This window comes from Rhodanobacter sp. FW106-PBR-R2A-2-24 (assembly GCF_058789615.1).
This window is the reverse complement of sequence record NZ_JBYTBV010000002.1, coordinates 3,016,009-3,035,468: the sequence shown is the minus strand read 5'-3', so window position 1 is coordinate 3,035,468 and position 19,460 is coordinate 3,016,009. Positions and strand designations below refer to the sequence as shown.

Annotated in this window: 20 protein-coding genes; 13 read left to right on the top strand and 7 right to left on the bottom strand. The window is 63.9% G+C overall.

What is annotated here, in order from left to right:
* Window positions 1–78: 78 nt before the first annotated feature.
* From sufD to AC3WQA_RS14985, 4 genes are all read right to left on the bottom strand, one after another.
* Window positions 79–1,380: a Fe-S cluster assembly protein SufD gene (sufD, locus tag AC3WQA_RS15000; RefSeq protein WP_492675837.1), complete on the bottom strand. Its 1,302-nt coding sequence runs from the start codon at window positions 1,378–1,380 to the stop codon at window positions 79–81.
* Entirely contained in the window at window positions 1,377–2,150 is a 774-nt protein-coding gene (gene sufC, locus AC3WQA_RS14995; protein WP_492675836.1) for a Fe-S cluster assembly ATPase SufC, read from the bottom strand. The genes sufD and sufC overlap by 4 nt, the downstream gene beginning before the upstream one ends.
* Before the next feature lie 290 nt (window positions 2,151–2,440).
* Window positions 2,441–3,913, bottom strand: coding sequence for a Fe-S cluster assembly protein SufB (sufB, locus tag AC3WQA_RS14990; RefSeq protein WP_492675835.1), 1,473 nt, complete (start codon window positions 3,911–3,913; stop codon window positions 2,441–2,443).
* A complete protein-coding gene (locus tag AC3WQA_RS14985; RefSeq protein WP_492675834.1) occupies window positions 3,910–4,374 on the bottom strand; it encodes an SUF system Fe-S cluster assembly regulator in 465 nt (154 codons plus the stop codon). The genes sufB and AC3WQA_RS14985 overlap by 4 nt, the downstream gene beginning before the upstream one ends.
* A gap of 215 nt (window positions 4,375–4,589) precedes the next feature.
* On the opposite strand from AC3WQA_RS14985, the gene AC3WQA_RS14980 reads away from it, so the two are divergent.
* The 12 genes from AC3WQA_RS14980 (at window position 4,590) to AC3WQA_RS14925 (ending at window position 16,085) form a co-directional block, all read left to right on the top strand.
* Window positions 4,590–4,928, top strand: a complete 339-nt coding sequence (locus tag AC3WQA_RS14980) for a P-II family nitrogen regulator (protein ID WP_492675833.1) — start codon at window positions 4,590–4,592, stop codon at window positions 4,926–4,928.
* Window positions 4,915–6,285 carry an ammonium transporter gene (locus AC3WQA_RS14975; RefSeq protein ID WP_492675832.1) on the top strand — a complete coding sequence of 457 codons (1,371 nt, stop codon included), beginning with the start codon at window positions 4,915–4,917 and terminating at the stop codon, window positions 6,283–6,285. The genes AC3WQA_RS14980 and AC3WQA_RS14975 overlap by 14 nt, the downstream gene beginning before the upstream one ends.
* A 599-nt stretch (window positions 6,286–6,884) precedes the next feature.
* Window positions 6,885–7,358 carry a hypothetical protein gene (locus AC3WQA_RS14970; protein ID WP_492675831.1) on the top strand — a complete coding sequence of 158 codons (474 nt, stop codon included), beginning with the start codon at window positions 6,885–6,887 and terminating at the stop codon, window positions 7,356–7,358.
* Window positions 7,359–7,401: 43 nt separating this feature from the next.
* Window positions 7,402–8,322 carry a VirB8 family type IV secretion system protein gene (locus AC3WQA_RS14965; protein ID WP_492675830.1) on the top strand — a complete coding sequence of 307 codons (921 nt, stop codon included), beginning with the start codon at window positions 7,402–7,404 and terminating at the stop codon, window positions 8,320–8,322.
* Window positions 8,319–9,086, top strand: coding sequence for a TrbG/VirB9 family P-type conjugative transfer protein (locus tag AC3WQA_RS14960; RefSeq protein WP_492675829.1), 768 nt, complete (start codon window positions 8,319–8,321; stop codon window positions 9,084–9,086). The genes AC3WQA_RS14965 and AC3WQA_RS14960 overlap by 4 nt, the downstream gene beginning before the upstream one ends.
* Window positions 9,083–10,279 (top strand): TrbI/VirB10 family protein, encoded by a 1,197-nt coding sequence (locus tag AC3WQA_RS14955; RefSeq protein ID WP_492675828.1) that lies wholly within the window; start codon window positions 9,083–9,085, stop codon window positions 10,277–10,279. Before AC3WQA_RS14960 ends, AC3WQA_RS14955 begins: the two co-directional genes overlap by 4 nt.
* Window positions 10,280–10,298: 19 nt before the next feature.
* A complete protein-coding gene (gene virB11 / locus AC3WQA_RS14950) occupies window positions 10,299–11,330 on the top strand; it encodes a P-type DNA transfer ATPase VirB11 (protein WP_492675827.1) in 1,032 nt (343 codons plus the stop codon).
* 26 nt (window positions 11,331–11,356) lie between these two features.
* On the top strand, window positions 11,357–12,211 hold the full coding sequence (locus AC3WQA_RS14945; protein WP_492675826.1) for a lytic transglycosylase domain-containing protein: 855 nt from the start codon (window positions 11,357–11,359) through the stop codon (window positions 12,209–12,211).
* Between the two features lie 133 nt (window positions 12,212–12,344).
* The gene (locus AC3WQA_RS14940; protein ID WP_492675825.1) at window positions 12,345–12,752 is read left to right on the top strand and encodes a TrbC/VirB2 family protein; all 408 of its coding nucleotides are present in this window, start codon (window positions 12,345–12,347) and stop codon (window positions 12,750–12,752) included.
* A complete protein-coding gene (locus AC3WQA_RS14935; RefSeq protein WP_492675824.1) occupies window positions 12,745–13,053 on the top strand; it encodes a VirB3 family type IV secretion system protein in 309 nt (102 codons plus the stop codon). The genes AC3WQA_RS14940 and AC3WQA_RS14935 overlap by 8 nt, the downstream gene beginning before the upstream one ends.
* A gap of 48 nt (window positions 13,054–13,101) precedes the next feature.
* On the top strand, window positions 13,102–15,582 hold the full coding sequence (locus tag AC3WQA_RS14930; protein ID WP_492675823.1) for a VirB4 family type IV secretion/conjugal transfer ATPase: 2,481 nt from the start codon (window positions 13,102–13,104) through the stop codon (window positions 15,580–15,582).
* 29 nt (window positions 15,583–15,611) lie between these two features.
* Window positions 15,612–16,085: a hypothetical protein gene (locus AC3WQA_RS14925; RefSeq protein ID WP_492675822.1), complete on the top strand. Its 474-nt coding sequence runs from the start codon at window positions 15,612–15,614 to the stop codon at window positions 16,083–16,085.
* A gap of 78 nt (window positions 16,086–16,163) precedes the next feature.
* On the opposite strand, the gene istB is transcribed toward AC3WQA_RS14925, so the two are convergent.
* The 3 genes from istB to AC3WQA_RS14910 form a co-directional block, all read right to left on the bottom strand.
* On the bottom strand, window positions 16,164–16,904 hold the full coding sequence (gene istB, locus AC3WQA_RS14920; RefSeq protein ID WP_492673247.1) for an IS21-like element helper ATPase IstB: 741 nt from the start codon (window positions 16,902–16,904) through the stop codon (window positions 16,164–16,166).
* 10 nt (window positions 16,905–16,914) lie between these two features.
* Window positions 16,915–18,441, bottom strand: coding sequence for an IS21 family transposase (istA, locus tag AC3WQA_RS14915; RefSeq protein WP_492673248.1), 1,527 nt, complete (start codon window positions 18,439–18,441; stop codon window positions 16,915–16,917).
* Window positions 18,442–18,631: 190 nt separating this feature from the next.
* The gene (locus AC3WQA_RS14910) at window positions 18,632–18,949 is read right to left on the bottom strand and encodes a helix-turn-helix domain-containing protein (RefSeq protein ID WP_492673249.1); all 318 of its coding nucleotides are present in this window, start codon (window positions 18,947–18,949) and stop codon (window positions 18,632–18,634) included.
* 38 nt (window positions 18,950–18,987) lie between these two features.
* Here AC3WQA_RS14910 and AC3WQA_RS14905 point away from each other — a divergent pair, with 38 nt between their 5' ends.
* Complete coding sequence (locus AC3WQA_RS14905) at window positions 18,988–19,395, top strand: helix-turn-helix domain-containing protein (protein WP_492673250.1); 408 nt, start codon at window positions 18,988–18,990, stop codon at window positions 19,393–19,395.
* The last annotated feature ends 65 nt before the right edge of the window (window positions 19,396–19,460 follow it).

The window sequence follows — 19,460 nt, the reverse complement described above, 5'->3', positions numbered from 1 at the left end:
TGTAGGAGCCCGCTCGCGGGCGATGACGCTTTTCGCAGAGAGCCTGATCGCCCGCCAGCGGGCTCCTACCAAGAGCCATCAAACCGGCAACCGCATCGCCAGCCGTTCGGCAAAGTGTTCGCGCAGCGCCGCATTGGGCAGGTCGCCCAGCACCGCATTGCAGAAGGCCGCCGTGAGCAAGGCGCGCGCTTCGGGCAGCGCGATGCCGCGCGAGCGCAGGTAGAACAGCGCCAGCTCATCCAGCTGGCCCACGGTGGCACCGTGCGCGGCCTTCACCTCGTCGGCGTAGATCTCCAGCTCGGGCTTGGTGTCGATTTCAGCCTGGTCGGACAGCAGCAGGTTCTTGTTGCTGAGGTTGGCGTCGCTGCCGTCGGCGCCGGGCGCCACCAGGATCGCGCCACGAAACACGCCGCGCCCACGCTGGTCGGCCACGCCGCGCCAGGTGGAATCCGAAGCGGTATTGAGCGCGCGGTGGCGAATCGAAAGCTGGGTGTCCGCGTGCTGGCGCGCGTGCACGGCGAACACGCCGCGCGTGTCGAAGCGCGCGCCATCGCCCACCAGTTCGGCTTGCAGGTCGTGCCGCGACAACGCACCGCCCAACTCCAGCACATGCGCCGTGGCGTGCGAGCGCGCGCCCAGTTGCAGCTGGCTGCGGCGGATCAGGCTGCTGCCTTCGGCGGCGTCCTGATACAGCGTGTGATGCAGCACGGCGCCATCGCGCAGCAAGATGTCCGCGCAGGCCGTGCCCAAGTGCCGCTGCTCGCCGCTGCTGGCATAGTGCTCGACCAGCGACAACCCGGCGCCTTCGCCCAGTTCGATCAGGTGGCGCAGATGCCAGGCCACATCGCCCTCGGCCGGCGCGCCGACAAACACCAGCTGCACCGGCGCAGAGAGCTTTACGCCGGCGTCGACACGCAGCAGCACGCCGTCGCCAGCCAAGGCCGCGTTCAGACGCACCAAGGCGTCGCCCTTCTCCGGCTCGTGGCGCGACAGCAGGAAACGCAGCGGCTCGGCATCCTCGCGCAACGCCTGCGACAGCGGGCGCAGCGACAGGCCTTGCGGCAGGTCGCCCAGTGCGGAAAGGTCGACGCGGAACACGCCGTTGACGAACACCAGTCGCGGGCCATCCACGCCCGGCAAGGTGTAGACGGACGCATCCACCGCGCGCGTGGCGGCCTGCGCATCGCCGGTGACGAAGCGGCGCTGGCCCAGCGCGCGCAGCCCGGTGTACTTCCATGCCTCCACACGCGTGGTGGGCAGGCCGGCTTCGGCGAACGCGGCGAGGTGCTCGCGCCGCGCCGCGTCCAGCCAGGCGATGCCACTGGCGGGCAGCGGCGCGAGCTGCGACTCCACGAATGGCGACAGCGCCAGCTGGTTCATGCCCGCGCTCCAACCGCCACCGGCTCGCCATGCTCGCGCACCCAGGCATAACCGTGTTCTTCCAGTTTCAGCGCCAGCGTCTTGTCGCCGCTCTCGACGATACGGCCGTCGGCCAGCACGTGCACGAAATCGGGCTCGATGTAGTCGAGCAGGCGCTGGTAGTGGGTGATGACCAGGAAGGAGCGCTCGGGCGAGCGCAGTGCGTTGACGCCGGCCGACACCTGCTTGAGCGCGTCGATGTCCAGGCCGGAATCAGTTTCGTCCAGCACCGCCAGCCTGGGCTCAAGCAGCGCCATCTGGAAAATCTCGTTGCGCTTCTTCTCGCCGCCGGAGAAGCCCTCGTTCACCGCGCGGTGCAGCAGCTCGTCGGAGATCTGCATCACCTTGAGCTTCTCGCGCACCAGCTTGAGAAAGGCCATGGAATCCAGCTCTTTCTCGCCGCGCGCCTTGCGCTGCGCGTTCAGCGCGGTGCGCAGGAAATAAGTGTTGTTGACGCCGGGAATCTCCACCGGGTACTGCAGCGCGAGAAACACGCCGGCGGCGGCGCGCGCCTCGGGCTCCAGCTCCAGCAGGTTCACCCCGTCCAGCATCACGCTGCCCGCAGTCACCTCGTAACCCGGCCGCCCGGACAGCACGTTGCCCAGCGTGGACTTGCCCGCGCCGTTGGGCCCCATGATGGCGTGCACCTCGCCCGGGTTCACCGTCAACGTGAGGCCCTTGAGGATTTCCTTGCCCGCGACGCGGGCGTGCAGGTTTTCGATTTTGAGCATGGTCGTTCCTGTTCTTGAGCCCCCCTCCCTTCAGGAGAGGAGTTGCCTATTCTTGAGCCCATCCCTCTTCGGGAGCGAGCCTGCCTGTTCTTGAGCCCCTCTCCTTCCGGGAGAGGGGTTGGGGAGAGGGTTCGGGGCTGGCGGGGAGTCCGCGCAAGTTCCGTACTCTCATCCGCCCTGTACTTGCGCCGTCCCTGTCGCTCGCCCCTTCGGGGCCAGCTTCGCCGTTCCGCAGGCGCATCCTGCGCCTGCAGGTGGGCACCGCCTCCCACAGAGAGAAGGAAAACGCGTCAACCCACGGCGCCTTCCAGCGAAACTTCGAGAAGCTTCTTGGCCTCCACCGCGAACTCCATCGGCAGCTCGCGGAACACCTGCTTGCAGAAGCCGTCGACGATCATCGACACCGCGTCTTCCTCGCGGATGCCGCGACTGCGGCAGTAGAACATCTGGTCGTCGGAGATCTTCGAGGTGGTGGCCTCGTGCTCGACGATGGCGGTGGGGTTCTTCACTTCCATGTAGGGGAAGGTGTGCGCGCCGCACTGCTTGCCGATGAGCAGACTGTCGCAGGAGGTGTAGTTGCGCGCGCCGCTGGCGCCCTTCTCCACCTTCACCAGGCCGCGGTAGCTGTTGTTGCTCTTGCCGGCGCTGATGCCCTTGGAGACGATCTTGCTCTTGGTGTCGCGGCCAAGGTGGATCATCTTGGTGCCGGTGTCGGCCTGCTGGTGGTGATGGGTGAGCGCCACCGAGTGGAACTCGCCTACCGAGCGGTCGCCGCGCAGGATCACCGACGGGTATTTCCAGGTGATCGCCGAGCCGGTTTCCACCTGCGTCCAGGTGATCTTGGAGTCCGCGCCGCGACACTCGCCGCGCTTGGTCACCAGGTTGTACACGCCGCCCACGCCGTTCTCGTCGCCGGGGTACCAGTTCTGCACGGTGGAATACTTGATCTGCGCCTTCTCCAGCGCGACCAGTTCCACCACCGCCGCGTGCAGCTGGTTCTCGTCGCGCTTAGGCGCGGTGCAGCCTTCCAGATACGAAACGTGCGAGCCCTCCTCGGCGATGATGAGGGTGCGCTCGAACTGCCCGGTGTTCTGCGCGTTGATGCGGAAATAGGTGGAGAGCTCCATCGGGCAGCGCACGCCCTTGGGGATGAACACGAAGCTGCCATCGGAGAACACCGCCGAGTTCAGCGCGGCGAAGAAGTTGTCGCCGGTGGGCACCACGCTGCCCAGGTACTGCTGCACCAGCTCCGGGTATTCGCGGATCGCCTCGCTCATCGAGCAGAACAGCACGCCGACATCGGCGAGCTGCTTGCGGAAGGTGGTGACCACCGATACCGAGTCGAACACCGCATCCACCGCCACGCCGGCCAGCGCAGCGCGCTCGTGCAGCGGCACGCCGAGCTTGTCGTAGGTGGCGAGGATTTCCGGATCGACCTCGTCCAGCGACTTCGGCTTTTTCTTCGGCGCGGCGTAGTAGCTAATCGCCTGGTAGTCCTGCCGCGCCATCCTGAGCTTGGCCCAATCCGGCTCGTCCATCGTCAGCCAGTGCCGGTAGGCTTTCAGCCGCCACTGCGTCATCCACTCCGGCTCGCGCTTGATCGCCGAGAGCTGGCGGATGGTTTCCTCGCTCAGCCCCGGCGGCAGGCCGGTGGTTTCGATCTGGGTGATGAAGCCCGCGCTGTAGCGCCGGCCCAGCGCCGCGGCGACCTCGGCGTTGTCGCGCAGCGCGCTGGCGGTGCTGTCGATGGTTTGGCTGCTCATGCGGTGGTTCTGCCTTTCAGTGAGCCGGCTTTGACGAAGGGAGGAATCGCGCGCGGCGGCGCGGGGCGCAGCATGTCGGCCAGGCTCACCGCGCGCAGCGCCTGTTCCAGCACCACGTTGATGCGCTGCCAGCTGCCACGCACGCCGCATTGCGACTCGCGCTCGCACTGGCCTTCGCCGACGCCGCACTCGGTCATGCCGATCGGGCCTTCCATCACTTCCACGATGGTGGCCAGGCTGATGAGTTCGGCCGGCCGCGCGAGGCGGTAGCCGCCGTTGACGCCGCGAAAGGACTCCACCAGGCCGGCGTGGCCCAGCGTCTTCAGGAGCTTGCTGACGGTGGGGAGTTCCAGATGCGTCTCGTCGGCGATCTGCGCCGTGCTCAGCACGTCGCGCGGATGGGCGGCGATGCAGGTCATCACGACCGTGGCGTAATCGGTGAGGCGACTGACGCGGAGCATGGGGAGGGCGGGCGCGCTGGCTGGTTAATCCAGACCAAAATGGTACAGATTACGTACGGGCGGGTCAAATCCCGTCTTGCACCAAAAGCAGGCGTGGCTTGCACCAGCGACGCCTATCGCCCACTTGTTTGGCCATCCAAACACGACAGAACGCGCTTTTGGCGCTGGCACGCATCCTGCTGTGCCCATGGCACAACCAGCAGGGGAACCGCCACATGCAGTGGATTACCGCGATCATCAAACCGTTCAAGCTGGACGAAGTGCGCGAGGCGCTGGCCGAGGCTGGCGTGCAAGGCATGACCGCCACCGAGGTCAAGGGTTTCGGCCGCCAGCGCGGCCACACCGAGCTGTATCGCGGCGCCGAATACGTGGTGGATTTCCTGCCCAAGCTGCGCATCGAGCTTGCGGTGCGCGACGACCAGCTCGACCGTGCCATCGAAGCCATCGGCAACGCCGCGCGCACCGGCAAGGTGGGCGACGGCAAGATTTTCGTGAGTCCGCTGGAACACGTCGTCCGCATCCGCACGCAGGAGGTGGACGATGATGCACTCTGAACCGGCGGGACGCGGGGCGCGGAACGCGGGGCGCGGAACGCGACGGCTGCGACGGCTTGCCGCACTCGGCGTCACCGGGCTGTTCGCCGCGCCGGCGTTCGCGCAAGGCACATCGACGATCAACAGCGGCGATACCGCGTGGATGCTCACCGCCGCCATGCTGGTGCTGATGATGACCTTGCCCGGCGTGGCGTTGTTCTACGGCGGCATGGTGCGCGCCAAGAACCTGCTCTCGGTGCTGATGCAATGCCTCGCCATCACTGCGCTGGTCACCGTGCTGTGGGTGGTCTACGGCTACTCGCTGGCCTTCAGCACCGCAGGCATGCAGGCGGGCATCCGCAACTGGCATTCGATCATCGGCGGGTTGGATCGCGCGATGCTGGCCGGGCTCACGCCGGACTCGCGCTACCAGCGCGTGCCCGAAAGCGTGTTCGTGATGTTCCAGCTCACCTTCGCCATCATCACGCCCGCGCTCATCATCGGTGCCTTCGCCGAGCGCATGAAATTCAGCGCGATGCTGTGGTTCTCCGCCCTGTGGCTCACCCTCGCCTACCTGCCGATGGCGCACATGGTGTGGGGCGGCCCCGGCGCGCTGCTGGGCGACATGGGTGTGATCGATTTCGCCGGCGGCACCGTGGTGCACATCAACGCCGGCATCGCCGGCCTGGTCGCCTGCCTCATCATCGGCAAGCGCCGTGGCTGGCCGCAGGCACACATGCCGCCGCACAACCTCGGCTACACCGTGATCGGCGCCAGCCTCCTGTGGCTGGGCTGGTTCGGCTTCAACGCCGGTTCGGCGCTGGCCGCCAACGGCAGCGCCGGCATGGCCATGCTCACCACCCAGGTCGCCGCCGCCGCCGCCGCCATCGGCTGGACGGTGGTGGAATGGTTCGTGCACAAGCGCGCCAGCGTACTGGGCGCCGCCTCGGGCGCGGTCGCCGGCCTGGTCGCGGTGACGCCCGCCGCCGGCACCTGCGGCCCTGGCGGTGCGCTGGCAATCGGCCTCATTACCGGCAGCGTGTGCTTCTTCACCGCCACCCGCCTCAAGCATCGCCTCGGCTACGACGACACGCTGGACGTGTTCGGCGTGCACGCGGTGGCCGGCATCCTCGGCGCCCTGCTCACCGGCCCCTTCGCCGCCGCCAGCCTCGGCGGCTACGGCCACGTCAGCTCCACCTGGGGGCAGCTGTGGATCCAGGCCAAGGGCGTGGGCTTCACCATCGTGTGGAGCGCGCTGCTGAGCACGGCGATACTGAAAGTGCTCGACCGCACGATCGGCCTGCGCGTGGATGCGGAACAGGAGCAGATGGGCCTGGATCTGGCCGAGCACGAGGAGCGGGCATACAACCTGAGCTAGGAGCTTGGGGGGCAACAGGGCCTTTGTACAACCCGGGCAAGACGCCACCACGGGTCATCCGTGCGATTGCCGGCTGCACTACGCCATTCCGCCTGGGCGCGCCGCCCGACGACATGCCACCGCAAGACGAGCTTTTGTCGGCGTTCCCCTACAAGGATTTCAGCGTATCAACCCACAGTTCACGAGACGCGCACACCTTAAGATGGCCAACGTTCCGTTTTGGAATGCACTCGACAAAAAAAGCGTGCGCCTCGAAACGGTCTGACCGCATTGCGCGTGATACGGTTCACTTGGCACGGGCGTACAGGGGCGCACCGACCAAATCCAACCAGGCAAAGCTCCCACGGCGCGCAACGTCGTGTGACCTTTGTCGCACCAAATTTTGGATGACATGCACAAATGGACATTGAGGCATTGGCACAACACCACACTACCCGGCGCGCCGCCCTGCAGGCTTCGGCAGCCAATCAAGCACCGGCCAAACCATCGTTCAAACCTGTCTGCCGATAGCGGCGTTCCGTCGTGCCTGCACCAGGCACGAGCAGCCATAACGCCCTTCGACCGGGCCACTTTCTCCAACTCCAACCAGCGGATCCGACGTGGACAAGGGCAAACCGAACACCCTGCGTATCAGCATCATGGCGCTAGCCATCACGACGCTCGCCGCCTGCGGCACGCCGCCAGCCAAAAATTTCAGCGGCCCATGGTTGCCGGTCAACCGGTTCCGTAGCGCACCCATCGAAATCCCGCTGAATCCGGCCTACGCGTACTACGCGTCGCCGATGGACGAAACGCTCAAGACCATGCTCACACGCTGGTCCAAAGATTCGGGGCGCGAGCTTTCGTACAAGCTGCCCTTCGACGTGACCCTGTACCAGCCGGTAGCCGGGATTCACACCACCGACATCGACGACGCCGTGGCGCAGCTCAACACCATCTATGCGGCGCAGGGGGTTTCCATCAAAGCCAGCCCGCGGCGCATCGAAGTCGATCCGGTGGCGGCGGGCGCAATTAGCCCTCCCCAGCACCAGGACGTCGCCGCATCGCCCTCCCCGGCAGTCAGCCAGCCATGACTACGCACACCATCAACCTCGTAAAAGGGCCGGAAATTCGTCCATGCTGAAGAAAATTTCATCCAGCCAGAAGGTGGACGAAGCAGTCGCCAGGTCGGTCAATTTCGAATTAACCATCGCCGACCTGGCAAGGCGCAGCGAACGTCGGGCATGGATGGTCGCATTCGGCGCCATCGGCATGTCGCTGATACTCGCCGGCGGCTATTTCTACATGCTGCCGCTCAAGCAGAAGGTTCCCTATCTCGTGATGGCCGATGCCTATACAGGCACCAGTACGGTCGCGCGCCTCACGGATGACATGAGCCACCGCCGGATCAGCACCAGCGAGGCGATCAATCGCAGCAACGTCGCGCACTTCGTGCTGGCGCGCGAATCGTACGATTTGGCCTTGCTCAACCTGGGCGACTGGACCACGGTGCAGACCATGTCTTCGCCTGGTGTCCGCGCCGCGTACACCCGGCAGTATTCGTCGATCAATCCGGACAGCCTCTTCAAGAAATACGGCAGGGACACCGCTATCCGGATCAAGTTGCTGAGCATCGTGCTCAACGGCGGCGGGCCCGGCATGACGCCCAAAGGCGCGACTGTGCGTTTCCAGCGCAGCCTCTACGACAAGCAATCGGGAGCCACCCGCCCGCTGGATAACAAGATCGCGACGCTGTCGTTCACCTACAAGACCAATCTGGACATGGACGAACAGAGCCGGATCGAAAACCCGCTCGGCTTCTGGGTCACCGACTACCGTGTCGACGACGATTACTCGTCTGCGCCGCCCGCCGAAGTGCAAGGCGCCAATTCCGAAGCGCCGGGCATGCCCGGTGCCCCCGCCATTGCCGCACCGACCATGGACTCCGCGGCAATCCCCCGGCAGGCGAACACAACACCGCAACCAGCGCCCGCGGCCGCCGTTGCACAACGCCTGCAAGTGCCTGGACAAGCAGCCCCTGGAGTAGGCCGCCCATGAAACGAACCTATCGCCACGGCCCGTCCATTGCCATGTGCATGGCCTGCGCCGTCCTGCCATCGCTGGCAAACGCGCAAGTCGTAGAGCAGTACGAATACCAGCCCGACCGCATCTACACCATACGGACCGGGTTGGGCATCACCACGCAGGTCGAGCTCAGTCCACAGGAGAAAATCCTCGACTACAGCACCGGCTTCAGTTCCGGGTGGGAGTTGACGCGCCGCGACAACGTCTTCTACCTCAAGCCGAAGAACGTCGACGTTGACACCAACATGATGATTCGCACGGCGACGCACTCCTACATCTTCGAACTGAAGGTGGTCGCTACCGACTGGAAGACGCTCGAACAGGCGCGCAGCAAGGGCGTGGAATACAAGGTCGCCTTCAGGTATCCGGCCGACACCAGCTTCGCGAAGGAGATCAAGAACGACACCAAGGCGTCGGCGCTGAACACCAACCTCGTACCTGGGCGCAGCTACAACTTCAACTACGACTACGCAACGCGCAGCAAAGCCGCGCCCTGGCTGGTGCCAGCCAATGTCTATGACGATGGCCACTTCACCTACATCCGGATGAACGACCTCAAGCAATTCCCGACGGGCGACTTCCCGGCGGTATTCATGCGCGAGCAGGAAAAGGGCAAGGACTCATTGGTGAATACCACGGTCGAGGGCAACACCGTCATCGTTCACGGCACGTATCCCTACTTGGTCATCCGCCACGGCAACGACGTCGTTGGCCTGCGAAGGAACACCACCAAGTGAACACTCATCTCCCCAACCAACCCGATGGCGAGTCCATGCCTCCGCAGGATGCACATGACGCGCACCACCCGTCGGATCCGCTGGCCAACAACCCTTATTCCGCCCGCTATGAGCAGGCCGCCGTACCCGACCTGGATGCCAGTGCACCGCAATTGCGCTCACACGAGCTGCGCCGCATGAACCAGCGCGCGCTGCTGCTGCTTGGCGCCGTCGTGTTGCTATTGCTGTTTGTCGCCTACTGGATGATTACCGGCACCGGCAAGCACAGCGAGCTGACCAAGCCCCGTGAGGAAAAGATCACCGTCGCGGAGCCGCCCAAGGCGTTGGTCATGCCCCCACTGCCAGCGCAACCGGCAACCCCCCAAGCGACTCAGCAAGCCGCCGCGATACCGCTCATGCCACAACCGACGCCACCACCGCCCCAGGCACAACTCACGCCGGCAACGCCGCCGCAGGCTTCGTTGGTGCAACGCCGTATCGCCGGGCTGGAAAATACCGATGCCAGCGCAAATCAGCCCAGCGCAGCCGCGCTAGTTCCTGCTGGCCTTGCGCCCCGCGGCAGTCTGAACGATTCCACGACCACCAGTGCCCAACCGCTGCACCACCCTGACAGCCTGATGCAACGCGGCACCTATATCCGCTGCGTGCTGGAAACACGCATCGTCTCCGATATCCCGGGCTACACATCTTGCCTGGTCACTGAACCGGTCTACGCCTTCAACGGCCAGCGCCTGTTGCTGCCCAAAGGGTCGAAGGTGCTTGGCACCTACGACAAGGGCCCAATGGGCGATCGCATGGCGGTGATCTGGGATCGCATCATCACGCCCAATGGCATCGACGTGAACATGGCCAGCCCAGGCATCGACAATCTGGGCGGTGCCGGCATTCCCGGTCATTACGACGCTCACTGGGGCCAGCGCATCAGATCGGCTCTTCTGATCAGCATGCTCAGCGACGCCTTCAAGTACGAAGCGGCCGAGCACGGCCCACGCACCACATCCATCGCCGCGGGCGGTGTAGCGGTTCAGCAACCGTTCGAGAGCAACACTGCGCAAACCGTACAAAACCTCGCCAACCAGGCGGTCCAGGCCGCTGCCAACCGCGCCCCGACCGTGACCATCAACCAGGGCACGATCATCTACGTCTATGTCGCCAAGGACGTCGATTTCAGCGGCGTCGTGGCCCGTTTCTGATACGCCCCATCGAGCAGCCGTGCAGGAACTGGACGCCAACATCTCGAACGAATTCCTCGCCTACCAGTACGACGTGCTGGGAGTCGGGGAATTCATGTCCTCGCCGGACGTCACCGAGATCTGCATCAACCGTCCGGGCGAGCTGTACCTGGAAAGCCGCGGCGCCTGGCGCCGTGTCGAAGTGCCCACTCTCACGTTCGAACGGGCGCGCCAGTTCTGTACCGCCGTCGTCAACGAAAGCAACACCGGCCAGCGCATCACCGACGCCGATCCGGTGGTGTCCCTGACCTTTCCCACCGGTGAGCGCGCGCAGTTCGTGATACCGCCAGTCTGCGAGGCGGGCAAGGTGTCCATCACCATCCGCCTTCCTTCCAAGCAGACGAAAACGCTGGCGCAGTACCAGGAGGATGGTTTCTTCGACGAGATCGTCGAGGCCGGTGGCGGCATCGGCGACGCCGACCGCAAGCTGCTGGAACTGCGCGCCAACCGCAACTATGCAGATTTTTTCCGCCACGCGGTGCTCAGCAAAAAGAACATCGTCGTGTCCGGGGCTACCGGCAGTGGCAAAACCACCTTCATGAAATCGTTGGTGCATCACATCCCGGACAACGAGCGGCTGGTGACGATCGAAGACGCGCGCGAGTTGTTCATCGCGCAACCCAATATCGTCCACCTGCTCTATTCCAAGGGCGGCCAGAGTGCCAGCAACGTCACCGCCAAAAGCTGCATGGAGGCCTGCCTGCGCATGAAGCCGGATCGCATCATCCTGGCCGAGCTGCGCGGCGACGAGTCGTTTTATTTCATCCGTAACTGTGCCTCGGGCCACCCCGGCTCGATCACCAGCTGCCACGCCGGCAGCACGGAGCAAACCTGGGATCAGCTCGCCCTGATGGTGAAAGCCTCCACCGAAGGCGCCGGGCTGGAATTCGCCACCATCAAACGCCTGCTGATGATGACCATCGATATCGTCGTGCACATCAAGGCACATGCCGGTCGCCGTTGTATCACCGGCATCGATTTCGATCCGTCCCGCAACTTCTCGCAATCCTGAAGCGCACCGGCACGGGAGACCACGATATGTTCGCCGCAATCGGATTGATGACTTGCCCCAACCTCGCCGTGCCAGCCGCGGTGATGAGCCATGTGGTCGACGTCGAATCCGGCGCCAATCCTTACGCGATAGGCGTAGTCCACGGCCAACTGGTGCGCCAGCCGAAGAACCTGACCGAGGCGCTGGCCACCGTGCACATGCTCGACGCCAAGGGCTACAACTACTCGCTGGGGATCGCCCAGGTGAACCGCGCCAACCTGGGCAAGTACGGTCTCGATACCTATGAAAAGGCTTTCGATGCCTGCTCCAACCTGGCTGCCGGAACCAAGATACTCGCTGCGTGCTATGCCGGCTCAGGTAACGACTGGGGCAAGGCCTTCAGTTGCTACTACTCCGGCGATTTCGTCACCGGCTACCGCGACGGCTATGTGCAGAAGGTATACGACTCGATCAACCGCGACCGCATAGCGACTGCCCGCGTCAACGAAAGTCACGCCATCCCGCTGGAGCCCAGCCCACTCGCCGACACCCACGATGACGTGACGACCGCGCCAACACGCGGCCAGCCCGGATACCGAGTGTCGATACGCAGCGAAGCGTTCCGGACGGTACCGTCAACTGCCACGCCACCCTTGGACGCCAAGCCCAAACTTCCCATCGCGGCCATGCCGGCGTCCGACGCCGCCGCCAGCGCACAAGAAAACGGCGCTAAGTCGTCGTCGATCTTCATACCCCAGGTCACCGGGCCGAACGACTCTCCCGCCCAGCCCGAACGTGAGCGCAGCCTTCCCCATGCCCCGCAGATCGCAACTGCGATCCAGGGTGACGGCGCCCCCTCTTTACCCGCCCCAGCATCGCACGATGCCGCCTTCGTCTTTTAGTCCACATCGCCCACGTCCATACAACCGCTTGCCAGCAGGCAGCTACCCCAATCCGACTGCGCCCTGAGCAGTCGCCACTGAAGCGGCCAACGCCAAACAGCCGCGACCGTCACCACCACCAAGGAACTTCGACATGGCAGCAAACTCCTCCCTCACCAACTGCTTCGCCAGCCGCAACCGCGCGCGCCTTGGCGTCTGCCTCTACCTGGCCGTGTTCGCGGCGTTGATCCTGCCCAGCATCGCCTTCGGCCAGGATGCCACCGACACCATCAACACCACCTGCAAGTTCGCCAGCAACATCAACAAGATCCTCAACGCCGTATCCGTCATCGTGGTGACCATCGCCGTGGTCTTCTCCGGCTACCAGATCGCCTTCGCGCACAAGCGTATCGGCGATGTCGCCCCCGTGCTGATCGGTGCCGTGTTGATCGGCGCCGCCGGCCAGATCGCCAAGATGTTCCTGGCCGGAAGCACCACTGCCTCCGGCGCCACCGAATGCACGGCAAGCCTCGTCTCGCATGTGCTGAGTCACTATGCATAAGAACGCACTGTTCCGCGGCTGCACCCGTCCGCCCATGTTCATGGGTGTGCCCTACGTGCCATTTTTCATGGCTGCGGGCGGGTGCCTGCTGCTAGCGATGTACTTCAACCTGTTCTTCCTGCTGTTGATTCCACCGGTGATCTTCGTGATGCGCCAGATGGCGCGCCGCGACGAAATGATCTTCCGGCTGCTCGGCCTGCGGCTTCAGTTCCGCACCCGCGTGCGGAACCTGCAGGAGCACGACGGGATGTGGGTGTTCACACCCAACAGCTACCGCGGGCAATCGCGAGACAAGAAGTAGACCACCCAGACGCCCCGGTTCGCCGGGGCGTCGCCACGGAACCGAGCCATGCCCAAGCCCAGCTTCACCCCCGACACTGCCATCGGCGAATTCGTCCCGTTGTCCACCCACGTATCGCCCACCGTGCTCAAGACCACAGGCGGCGACTACCTGATGGTGTGGCGCCTGGGCGGCTTGCCCTTCGTGGGACGCGAGGAATGGGACATCGAGCACCGCCACAACACCTTCAACCGCATGTTGCAGACGCTACGTGCTCCTGACTTCGTCAACGTGGCGTTCTGGGTGCACGACGTGCGCCGCCGACGCCGCTTCAAGGACCAGAGCCGCTTCGCGCAGGCCTTCAACCAGGGCATGTCGGATGCGTACTACAGCGCACTGTCCGCGCAGAAGCTGATGCAGAACGAGCTATACCTCACCCTGATCTATCGCCCCATCGTCGAAGGTAAGCGCTTCGCCGAAAAATCCGGCGACGTCGCCCGGCTGGAATCCGAGCAGCAGCAGGCCATCAGCACCTTGCTCGAACTGGCTGGCAACGTCGAGGCCGTGCTGAAGGACTATGCGCCATATCGCCTCGGCATGTACGAGGCCGCCAACGGCGTGGTGTTCTCCGAGCCGCTGGAGTTCTACGGCTACCTGCTCAACCGCATCGACGAGCCGGTGCCCGTACTGCCCGCCCCCATCCCCAACTACCTGCCGGTGAGCAAGCATCGCTTCTCGGCCAAGACCGGCGACTTTGTCGTCACCACACCTGACGGAACCAACCAGTTCGGCGCCATCCTCAACATCAAGGAATACACCGACGGCACCTATCCGGGCATCCTCAACGGGCTGAAGTACCTGGACTTCGAATACGTCATCACCCATTCCTTCAGCCCCATGGGCCGCCACGACGCGCTCAAGGCGCTGGACCGCACCAAGGGCATGATGATCTCCTCCGGCGACAAGGCCTTCAGCCAGATCGCCGAGATGGATCACGCCATGGATCAACTGGCTTCCGGCAACTTCGTGCTGGGCGAATACCACTTCACCATCGCGATCTTCGCACCGACCCAGGAAACGCTCTCCCAGCAGATCGCCACCACGCGCGCGGAGCTGTCCAACGCCGGCTTCGTCTCGGTGAAGGAAGATCTCGCTGTCACCGCCGCGTTCTACTCGCAGCTGCCGGCCAACTGGAAATACCGCACACGGCTGGCCAACGTCAGCTCGCTGAACTTTCTCGGCCTCTCGCCGCTGCACAACTTCGCCACTGGCAAGAAAGAGCACAACCCCTGGGGCGACTACGTCACCACGCTGCAGACCACCAACGGCCAGCCCTACTACTTCAACTTCCACGCCACCCACCCCGCGGAGAACTCGCTGGGCGAGAAGGCCATCGCCAACACCATGGTCATCGGCAAGTCCGGCACCGGCAAGACCGCGCTGATCAACTTCCTGCTCAGCCAGGTGCAGAAGTACACGCCCGTACCCACCATCTTCTTCTTCGACAAGGATCGCGGCGCCGAGATCTTCGTGCGCGCCTGCGGCGGCAACTACCTCGCGCTGGAGAACGGTCAACCCACCGGCTTCAACCCGTTCCAGTGCGAGCGCACCGAGGCCAACGTGCAGTTCCTTGCCGACCTCGTCAAGGTGCTCGCCGGCAAAAGCGTCTACAGCTCGCGCGAGGAGGAGGACATCTTCCGCGCCGTCGAGAGCATGCTCGACACGCCGATGCGCCTGCGCAACATGACCAACTTCCAGAAGAGCCTGCCCAACATGGGCGACGACGGCCTCTACGTCCGCATGCGCAAATGGACGGCCGGCAACTCGCTGGGTTGGGTGTTCGACAACCCCGTCGACACCATCGATCTGACTCGCGCCAGCATCATCGGCTTCGACTACACCGACATCATCGACAATCCCGAAGTGCGCGTGCCGGTCATCAACTACCTGCTGCACCGGCTGGAGGCGCTGATCGACGGGCGTCCGCTGATTTACGTGATGGATGAGTTCTGGAAGATCCTCGACGGCAAGGGTGGCCTCAAGGAATTCGCCAAGAACAAGCAGAAGACCATCCGCAAGCAGAACGGGCTTGGCATCTTCGCCACCCAAAGCCCGGAGGACGCCCTGGCCAGCGACATCGCCGCCGCGCTGATCGAGCAGACCGCCACCATGATCCTGCTGCCCAACCCCAACGCCAGCCGCGAGGACTACGTCGAAGGCCTCAAGCTCACCGAAGCCGAATACCAGGTGGTGGTGAGCCTCGACGAACGCTCGCGCTGCTTCCTCGTCAAGCAGGGCCACGCCAGCGCGGTTTGCCAGCTCAACCTGCGCGGCATGGACGACGCGCTCTCCGTGATCTCCGCCTCCACCGACAACATCGAGATCATGCATCGGGTGCTGCAGGAGCGCGCCACGGCCGAAGGCGTGAACGTGGATGATCTGCGCCCCGAGCAGTGGCTTGGCGATTTTTACGAAAACCGTAAGGGCAGTGGTAAGAAACCCACACCATCACCCCTGTCCACGCGACCATCGCGTTCTGCAGCGGTGTAATCCCTGGCATTCACAGAGGAGCCTGCGTCATGCAACGTCCAGCCAAGTTTACCTCTCCCGACCGCCGCGCCTCACGCACGCTGACGCTCGCCTTGATCGCAGCCCTCGCGGCGGGCAGTGTTCACGCACAGACCGGTGTCTTGGTTCAAGACGCCATACAGGAAAAAACCTCCACGGCGTCGTATCTGTTCCAGAAGATCACCCAATACGCCAAACAGGTGCAGCAATACGAAACACAGGTTCAGCAATACCAGCAGATGCTTACCAAGGCCATGAACCTTGGCACCGACTTCAGCATCATGCCGAACACCATGACGGAAATGGATGCTGGCCCGCTGATTCAGGCCAACTGCAGCAGCAACACCGGCTCCATCATCGGTAACTTCGTCAATCAGATCACGACTTCACTGATGAGCCAGTCCGTCGTCAAAAGCCAGCTGCAAAACGCCAGCCGGTTAACCACCTTTGCCACAGCGATTGACCGCGGCCGGCAACCCAGCTGACCACCGTCGCCTGCGGCGCTATCCAGCTTCGCCAACAGACTATCCACCGCCGGCACCTCGCTGCCCGGCGCAGGCAGTCTACTGACCGCTGCGGTTTTTCACCCGCCGCATGGATTCGCCCTTCAGATCCAGCTTAACGCTGCTGTGGACGAGCCGATCGAGGATCGCGTCGGCCATTGCTGGATCGTTTATGTAGGAGTGCCAATCCTTGACGGGCATTTGACCCAGGATGATGGTGGCGCCGCTGCCCACCCGATCATCCAGCACTTCGAGCAGATCCGAGCGCCCGCGATTCGTCAGCGCGGTCAACCCGAAGTCGTCGAGGATCAGCAGTTGCGCCTTGCTGAGCTGGTTGCGCTGTCGCGCGATGGTTCCGTCCTCGTGCCCGATGGCCATCTCTTCCAGCAGCCGGGCGGTTCGGCGGTACGCAACCGTGAAACCCAAGCGCGCGGCCTGGACGCCGAGGGCGCAGCCGAGCCAAGTCTTGCCAGTGCCGGTGGCGCCGGTGATGAGCACATTCCGGTGTGCGCCGATCCAGAAGCCGGTCAGCAGATCCGCCATCACGGCTTTGTCCAAACCACGCCCCGGCCGATAGTCGATCTCCTCGGGTGCGGCGATGACCTTGAGCTTGGCGTTCTTCAGAAGGCGCTGATAGCGTTGGTTGTCACGTTGCGCTTTTTCGGCCTCGACCAGCATTTGTACGCGCTGCTCGAAAGCCACGCTGGCGAACACGGTATCGCTCATCTGGTGGGCGAACGCCTCGGCCATGCCGGCGAGGTGCAAGTCGCGCAGTTGCTCGATGGTTTGCAGGTGTGACATGAGGTATCCCCTATTCGTAGTCGGTGGCGCCGCGCACGTTCTGGTGCGGTGCGATGGGGTCGTTGGCCGCCGCGTCGTCTTGCAGCGGTGTGTTCTCGATGCCGCGCGACAACATCGAGCGGACGGAGGTGATGGTGATCGCGCGCATGCGCAGGGCCCGCGCGCAGGCTCGGTCGAGCCGTTCCGTGCCGAAGTCTCGGGCCAGCCGTTTGAGCCCGCGGAAGGCCTGCATCGAGGCGGCAGCGGAATGGGCTTGCTGGTGTTGCTGCATGAACTGGTGGACAGACGGCCCGACGGTTTCCGCCCAGGCGACGAGCTCTGCCATCTGCTCTTCACCGTACAGCCGGTGCGCAGGCGGTTGGTGCTCCTTCTTGATGAACACGCCATCGACACCGAACGAACGGCGATGCGTGGCCACCAACTGCCCGCGGTGATACGCCTCGACCGTGGTCGTCGTGACCCGCAGATTGACCTTGCGCGCCACCAGGCTGAAAGGCACTGAGTAGTAGTTGCGCTCCCAGACGACGCAGTAATCCTGCGGAACCGTGACGCCAATCTTCCACTCGGCATACTCGTAGGGCTGCACCGGCAGCGCGCGCATCGCTGGCCGATCCAGCTCCTCGAACAACTCGTTTCGGCTCATGCCGCCACGCGTGCGCATTCCTTTGCTGTTGAGGCGTACCAACAGCTCGTCGATTGCCTGGTTGAGTTCGGGGAGCGAAAAGAACGTGCGGTTCCGCAGCCGCGCAAGGATCCACATCTGGGCCAGGCGAACACCACCTTCGACGGCCGCCTTGTCCCGCGGCTTGCGCGCGCGGGTGGGCATCACCGTCAGGTTGTAGTGGTCGGCAAAGGCCTGGTAGGTGGGGTTGATGTAGTGGCCATCCTTGCGGGAGATGCTGACCACGGCGGACTTGAGGTTATCGGGGACGAGGTAGAGCGGGACGGCACTGAAGAACGCCAACGCGTGCACATGCGCATCGATCCAGTCGGGCAACTGCTGCGTCGCCGTGCAATAGGCAAAGGTCTTGCGGCTGGAGCCCAGGACGCCGACCCACAATTCCGCCGGCGTCTTCACGCCGGTGTCGGGATTTGTGATCGAGGGGCGCTTGCCCGAGTAGTCGACGAAGAGTTCTTCGCCCGGGCGTCGCACCTGGCGCATGACCACGCCGAGCGTGCGCTTGTAGCGGTCGTGGCGTCGCCGGAATTCCCGATCGGACATGGGCTCGGTGTCGAGTGAGGAGGCGTATTCCTCATACAGCAGCGTGATCGTCACCCCGGGGCGGGAAAGCTCCTGATGGACGTGAGACCAGTCCGGTTCCACGAACTTCTTTCGTATCCGCTCACGGCCGTTGTTGAGGCGCGCATCGAGCGCTTCTTCGGAAAGTTCGCTCACACGTTCCCAGGTCAGCCCTTCTTCTCGCAGGCGGTCGCGGTAGCGGCCGGCGGTGTGATGGTGCACATGGCAGATCTGTCCGACCTTGCGGTTGGACAGGTCGGTGATCAGCAATAGCCGGCATAAGCTCTTCAGAACCATGTCAAATTCTCATGCGGAGGGGATCGGGCGAGCGCTGCCGTCCGTCGCGCCGCCGTTCAGGGCGGCGCGGTTGACAGGATCGGCGGGGGCGCATGAGAATGCGTACGTCGGTGGTCACTCGACAATGGCAATCTCAAAGGGCTGGCGTTTGCAGACGCTGGCCCTTTTTGCGCTCGCGGTTCGGGGTGGGTTAACCGATGGCGGTTCCGGGCGAGGCGTTTCCTGTGGGCGAAGGCGGGGCGGCGCGCTGGAGCACCGGGTAGCGATCCGGCCAGAGCTGATCGGGTGTCGTCGAGAGCGTGGTCGCGATCTGTGCCTCTATACGCTGCGAGCGCCGATATCCTTGGCTCACCGAGGTGACAGTCGTCGGCTGCACGCCGAGTTCTCTCGCCACTTGCGCCAATGAACTGCCCGCCTGCCGCAGGCGTGCCTTGATCCGTTCATGGCGTTTCCTTTCGTGGCGCAAGTCGTTACCCTCTACGGCATGTATGAGACTCAATATAGGCATATATGAGTAGCATTGCAACGCCAGAACAAAACGCTGCTATGGGTCAACGACTGGTAGCTGTGCGGGCCAGCACCGGCCTGAGCCAAGGCGCCTTCGCCGATACCCTGGGATTGTCACTGCGTGCGTATGCCAACTACGAGCGCGGCGAACGTGAGATGCCGGTCGCGTTGTTTCGTGCCTTGTACGAGACCTACGGTATCGATCCGGTCTGGCTACTGGCTGGTCCCGGTGAACAGCCGATCAAAGCGGCCACGCGCACGATGGACTTCGCGCTCGTCGATCAGATCATCCGATGCGTTGATACCGAGCTAGCCACATTGAGCAAGAAGCTCAAGCCAGCCATGCGTTTGCGGATACTGAAGGCTGCCTATGCTCTGAGTACCGAGAAGGGGCGTGTGGAGCCGGGACAGGTGAAGGAACTACTCGCCATCGCGGTGCGCCGATGAACGAACGACCCGAGCAAGATGGGCACTCGTACCGTTCCGTCATTCTTTTTCCCAGGAGTAGTTCG

Excerpts from the sequence above, each read along its gene's own strand:
- sufD (WP_492675837.1), bottom strand. The coding sequence starts at position 1,380 with ATGAACCAGCTGGCGCTGTCGCCATTCGTGGAGTCGCAGCTCGCGCCG.
- sufC (WP_492675836.1), bottom strand. The coding sequence starts at position 2,150 with ATGCTCAAAATCGAAAACCTGCACGCCCGCGTCGCGGGCAAGGAAATC.
- sufB (WP_492675835.1), bottom strand. The coding sequence starts at position 3,913 with ATGAGCAGCCAAACCATCGACAGCACCGCCAGCGCGCTGCGCGACAAC.
- AC3WQA_RS14985 (WP_492675834.1), bottom strand. The coding sequence starts at position 4,374 with ATGCTCCGCGTCAGTCGCCTCACCGATTACGCCACGGTCGTGATGACC.
- AC3WQA_RS14980 (WP_492675833.1), top strand. The coding sequence starts at position 4,590 with ATGCAGTGGATTACCGCGATCATCAAACCGTTCAAGCTGGACGAAGTG.
- AC3WQA_RS14975 (WP_492675832.1), top strand. The coding sequence starts at position 4,915 with ATGATGCACTCTGAACCGGCGGGACGCGGGGCGCGGAACGCGGGGCGC.
- AC3WQA_RS14965 (WP_492675830.1), top strand. The coding sequence starts at position 7,402 with ATGCTGAAGAAAATTTCATCCAGCCAGAAGGTGGACGAAGCAGTCGCC.
- AC3WQA_RS14960 (WP_492675829.1), top strand. The coding sequence starts at position 8,319 with ATGAAACGAACCTATCGCCACGGCCCGTCCATTGCCATGTGCATGGCC.
- AC3WQA_RS14945 (WP_492675826.1), top strand. The coding sequence starts at position 11,357 with ATGTTCGCCGCAATCGGATTGATGACTTGCCCCAACCTCGCCGTGCCA.
- AC3WQA_RS14940 (WP_492675825.1), top strand. The coding sequence starts at position 12,345 with ATGGCAGCAAACTCCTCCCTCACCAACTGCTTCGCCAGCCGCAACCGC.
- AC3WQA_RS14935 (WP_492675824.1), top strand. The coding sequence starts at position 12,745 with ATGCATAAGAACGCACTGTTCCGCGGCTGCACCCGTCCGCCCATGTTC.
- AC3WQA_RS14930 (WP_492675823.1), top strand. The coding sequence starts at position 13,102 with ATGCCCAAGCCCAGCTTCACCCCCGACACTGCCATCGGCGAATTCGTC.
- AC3WQA_RS14925 (WP_492675822.1), top strand. The coding sequence starts at position 15,612 with ATGCAACGTCCAGCCAAGTTTACCTCTCCCGACCGCCGCGCCTCACGC.
- istB (WP_492673247.1), bottom strand. The coding sequence starts at position 16,904 with ATGTCACACCTGCAAACCATCGAGCAACTGCGCGACTTGCACCTCGCC.
- istA (WP_492673248.1), bottom strand. The coding sequence starts at position 18,441 with ATGGTTCTGAAGAGCTTATGCCGGCTATTGCTGATCACCGACCTGTCC.
- AC3WQA_RS14910 (WP_492673249.1), bottom strand. The coding sequence starts at position 18,949 with ATGCCTATATTGAGTCTCATACATGCCGTAGAGGGTAACGACTTGCGC.
- AC3WQA_RS14905 (WP_492673250.1), top strand. The coding sequence starts at position 18,988 with ATGGGTCAACGACTGGTAGCTGTGCGGGCCAGCACCGGCCTGAGCCAA.